This window comes from Microcystis sp. M090S1, from assembly GCF_020246295.1.
GTDB classification, from domain to species: Bacteria; Cyanobacteriota; Cyanobacteriia; order Cyanobacteriales; family Microcystaceae; genus Microcystis; species Microcystis aeruginosa.
This window is the reverse complement of record NZ_JADBTF010000344.1, coordinates 1-3,940: the sequence shown is the minus strand read 5'-3', so window position 1 is coordinate 3,940 and position 3,940 is coordinate 1. Positions and strand designations below refer to the sequence as shown.

Here is a 3,940-nt window from a genome sequence, read left to right as displayed (position 1 = left end):
TTTTAGCAAATGGAGAGAATTCTTGTCCATTAAGAAATGTTACAAATTACATGGGTACATTAAGAAAAGTTAAGGGGTTGCATCCATTGATGGATAAGGGTTTTGGGCTATTATGGTATATATGTATGGGGGAAGTTCAGATATATCTGTAATAATTTAAAAGTCACTCGACCGAATCTAAGACCTAATTGGTTAAGCTAAAAGCTTTGATGTGCCTAGTTTCTAACCTTCTTTTTAGGTAGGAGAATTGTCAGATTCTGTCTTTTGCCTCTTGCCTTCAGAAGCTGATAATTGCTGATTGTCGGTATTTCTGCAAATATGAGATACACTCAACGAGAAGAATCCAACGGTTCTAACGTCAATGTCAAGATTGCGGTAGTTAGTTTCTGAGCAATCCCACTGAGAAAAATATCAGCTGCATCTCCTATTTTTGCTATGAGATGCAGCCATTACTAAAGGCTAACACACCTAGGCTAATTACGGAGAGACTAAAGAAGATTTGAACGCAAAAATTTTCTCGATCACCTCTTCTACCACCTTATCAGGAGTGGAAGCGCCAGAAGTCACTCCGACGACAATTTTTCCCTCATTTAACCAGTTATCGGTGATAATTAAATCGTCCCCTAAAGGTTTATGTTCGATGCGATTGCCGGGGAGAATGCACTCGGCACTATCGATATGATAGGAGGGAATGGCACGCTCGATCGCTATTTCCTGTAGGTGAGTGGTATTAGAGGAATTATAACCGCCAATTACCACCATTAAAGAAAGCGGTTCTTTCACCAGTTCAAACATGGCATCTTGACGCTCTTGAGTGGCATCACAGATGGTATTAAAACTCATGAAATGATCTTTAAAATCGATCGGTCCGTACTTTCTCAACATAGTATGCTCGAAGAGTTTGCCAATTTCCTCCGTTTCACTTTTCAGCATCGTGGTTTGATTGGCAATACCGATATAATCTAGATCGCGATCGGGATCGAAATCCTGGGAATGGGCATTTTTAAACTTCTCTAAGAACTCATTTTTATCGCCACCGTGGAGAATATAATTAGCGACATCATTAGCTTGAGCCAAATTTAAAACGATTAGATAAGTGCCGGCAAAAGAGCTAGTGGCGATCGTTTCTTCGTGATTATATTTCCCGTGAATAATCGAAGTGTGGTCGCTTTTTTTGTGCTTTTCCACGGAATTCCACACCTTAGAAACCCAGGGACAAGTGGTGTCCACAATCATGCAACCCTTATCGTTAAGTATTTGCATTTCCGAGACACTGGCCCCAAAAGCAGGTAAAATCACCACATCCCCCGATTCCACCACACTAAAGTCTTTTTGGCCATTTTCGACCGGAATAAAACCCACGGCCATGGAGCGCAGACGCTGATTAACCGAGGGATTGTGAATAATTTCGTTAGTAATCCAGATACGTTCCAGGGGAAAATGTTGACGAGTTTCGTAGGCCATGGCGACAGCGCGTTCTACCCCCCAACAAAAACCAAAAGCTTGAGCGAGATAGATCGTCACGTCCCCCCGTTGTAAACGATAATTATTTTCACGAATTTCTTGGATCAGGTCGCTTTGATACTCATTGGTCATCGCATCCATTACTTCCTCTTTATGACCGAATCCCTTGCGGTTATAGTTATCCGATTGCTGTAGGGTACGTTTAAAGGATTTTGTATCCATGATTCTCTGATAGGGGTATTGGTGGCGCTAAATTGGGCGAGACAGTAGCTTGCCATATATTAAAAATACCTTATCTAGTCAGCGCAGGAGGCTTTTAGAGGCTAGAGAGAAATTTCTCGTCGATATCGTAACCAAACTGTTGAGCGAAAAATTTTAAGCGAGATAAAGCAGGAATTTGCTGACTTTTCAGCCAATCAGACAAAATAAAGAGTTTTTGCATCACAAAAATCTCCAAAGCTTCGGGATTATATTGAATTCCTTCCCCGCGATGGAATTGATGGGGGACCAACATAGCAGCATAACGGGCGATTTCTCCATGTTTTGGGTCAAGAATAAAGATTAGCCAGGGATAAACCGCATCTAAACGCAGAAACCACAGCCTGACTTCTGGTATCTCCGATAATTCCCGCATATCACCCTCCGCGCGAGGATAATCTATCTCTAATTGTAGAGTTTGTTCCAGTTCGGCGATCGCTGCTTGCGACTGATAATCTTGAATAATAGTCTCTAAAGATGAGAGATCGAGATTTTGAATCTGATTGGGGTTAAGAGCGATTTTGACAGTCATAGGGGCAAATAAAAGGTTATATCGGGCGAAATTACTGTTTTTTATCCCTAGATCAGCGATGATCTATCTCAGAAAATACTCTCGATCGGGACAAAAAACTGGGTATGACTATTCTCTCACTCCGGAGCGAGAGAGGGAAACTGGACTAAAATAGACCTCTTGTAAAAATCAAAAATTGTTGTTAGGGTTAGGAGTCAGTAGTCAGTAGTCAGTAGTCAGGAGAATTAAGAATGAATAATAATCAATTAAATGGTCTATTTACAAATTTTATGCAATTTAATCCTTATTTTTGCCGTTTTTGAACCATCAAAAATTAATTATGCAAGAGGTTTAATCCTCATGATTGGATTTCTCCTACAATTTAACCTCGGTTGAACACTGGGGGTTTTTTACTCGGCAAAATCGGGAACTCAGGTTATTGATAACTATTAGCTTGACGGGTAAACATAAGGTGATATTGTCCTCGTTTGCTCATCAGTTCCCCTTGACAAAGAGCTAATCGATGACTAATTACTATTGATAGATTTCCTATTCTCGATTAGCAGCAAGGTAGGCAGTCTGTTCCTCAAAAATGAGCCATGCTAAGGATAATTATTCTAGAGAATTTAACCCTTTTTCTCTTAACTTAATTAAGTTCAATCAATCGGGATTATCAAAGAGAGTGATATCGGGGAAATTAGCTACTTTATCAATTACTTTACCCTGGAGAAATCCTCGAACTCGATCGCACAAAGAGGCAAAGAGTAAACCGGTAATCGTGCTGAGGGAATCGGTCAACAAGCTAAGGAAAATTAATCCGCTTACACTTGCGACTACCTTTAAAACAAACAACGGTTCAGTCTTGTCTGACGAATAATACACATTATTACAGTCCCCGGCACTCGAACCAGGGATAAAGGTACAATAGAACTGTAGAGATCTGGAGGGTTGCTATGTTTACACACAACTTAGATGACAAAAAACTGTCCCTCGATCTAGAAGGGAAAGCACCGCAAAAACTCACCTATCGTTCACCAAAAATCTACCACCTCGATCGCCCTAGCAATTTATCAACAGAAAGGAATTCAAGGACTGCGGGATTTAGAAGGAAAATTTGCCCTCGTTATTTTTGATGGAAGTCCTGCGGCAACATTTCCTAGGCATTGCTGATGTCAAAAGTGGCAGTCGCATCGGCAGTTCCCTAGCTGTGATCCCATGGTTGCCACCAAGCAACTGAAGCAGGACGGGGATATCATCCCGGAGCGGGAAGGGAAACCAGACTAAAATCGCCAAGGTTTGGATTTCTCCCACAATTTAACCTCCCCTGCACACCGGGGGTTTTTTAGTCAGCAAACCCTAACTAGGGACACGAATAAATTAGTCAATTTATGGGAAAATAAGCTCGTCTTCTCCGCTTTTATCCCATGCAAGCCGACTTTTTTACTAATATCCTCTTACCCGTTGGCCTAGGCGTTTTAATGTTAGGCATGGGATTGGGATTAATTCTCGCCGATTTTCAGCGTATCACCCGTTATCGAAAATTTGGGTTGAAAACCCCGTCCTTTTAGGACGGCTTTAAGCTACAATGCAAAAAGCGATAACCAAGCTAAAAACCGAACCTTGACCACAGATAGTAGGGGGTTTCGTTCAGAAAAGACTTCAAATTCGGCCTTGAACGAGTAAAACTTTCTAGGAAATAAGGTTGAA

Annotated in this window: 4 protein-coding genes and 1 pseudogene; 2 read left to right on the top strand and 3 right to left on the bottom strand. The window is 41.3% G+C overall.

Annotated features, from left to right (window positions below):
* Positions 1-477: 477 nt before the first annotated feature.
* From IM477_RS15310 to IM477_RS15300, 3 genes are all read right to left on the bottom strand, one after another.
* On the bottom strand, positions 478-1,686 hold the full coding sequence (locus IM477_RS15310; protein WP_287732418.1) for a 4-hydroxy-3-methylbut-2-enyl diphosphate reductase: 1,209 nt from the start codon (positions 1,684-1,686) through the stop codon (positions 478-480).
* A gap of 94 nt (positions 1,687-1,780) precedes the next feature.
* Positions 1,781-2,254, bottom strand: coding sequence for a CRR6 family NdhI maturation factor (locus tag IM477_RS15305; RefSeq protein WP_287732417.1), 474 nt, complete (start codon positions 2,252-2,254; stop codon positions 1,781-1,783).
* A 639-nt stretch (positions 2,255-2,893) separates the two neighbouring features.
* Positions 2,894-3,031, bottom strand: coding sequence for a hypothetical protein (locus IM477_RS15300; RefSeq protein WP_287732416.1), 138 nt, complete (start codon positions 3,029-3,031; stop codon positions 2,894-2,896).
* 155 nt (positions 3,032-3,186) lie between these two features.
* Between IM477_RS15300 and IM477_RS15295 the strand changes: the two genes are divergently transcribed.
* Complete coding sequence (locus IM477_RS15295) at positions 3,187-3,366, top strand: hypothetical protein (RefSeq protein WP_002759146.1); 180 nt, start codon at positions 3,187-3,189, stop codon at positions 3,364-3,366.
* Positions 3,367-3,657: 291 nt separating this feature from the next.
* Positions 3,658-3,774, top strand: a pseudogene (locus IM477_RS15290) (bile acid:sodium symporter family protein); the annotation flags it as partial.
* Positions 3,775-3,940: the final 166 nt, after the last annotated feature.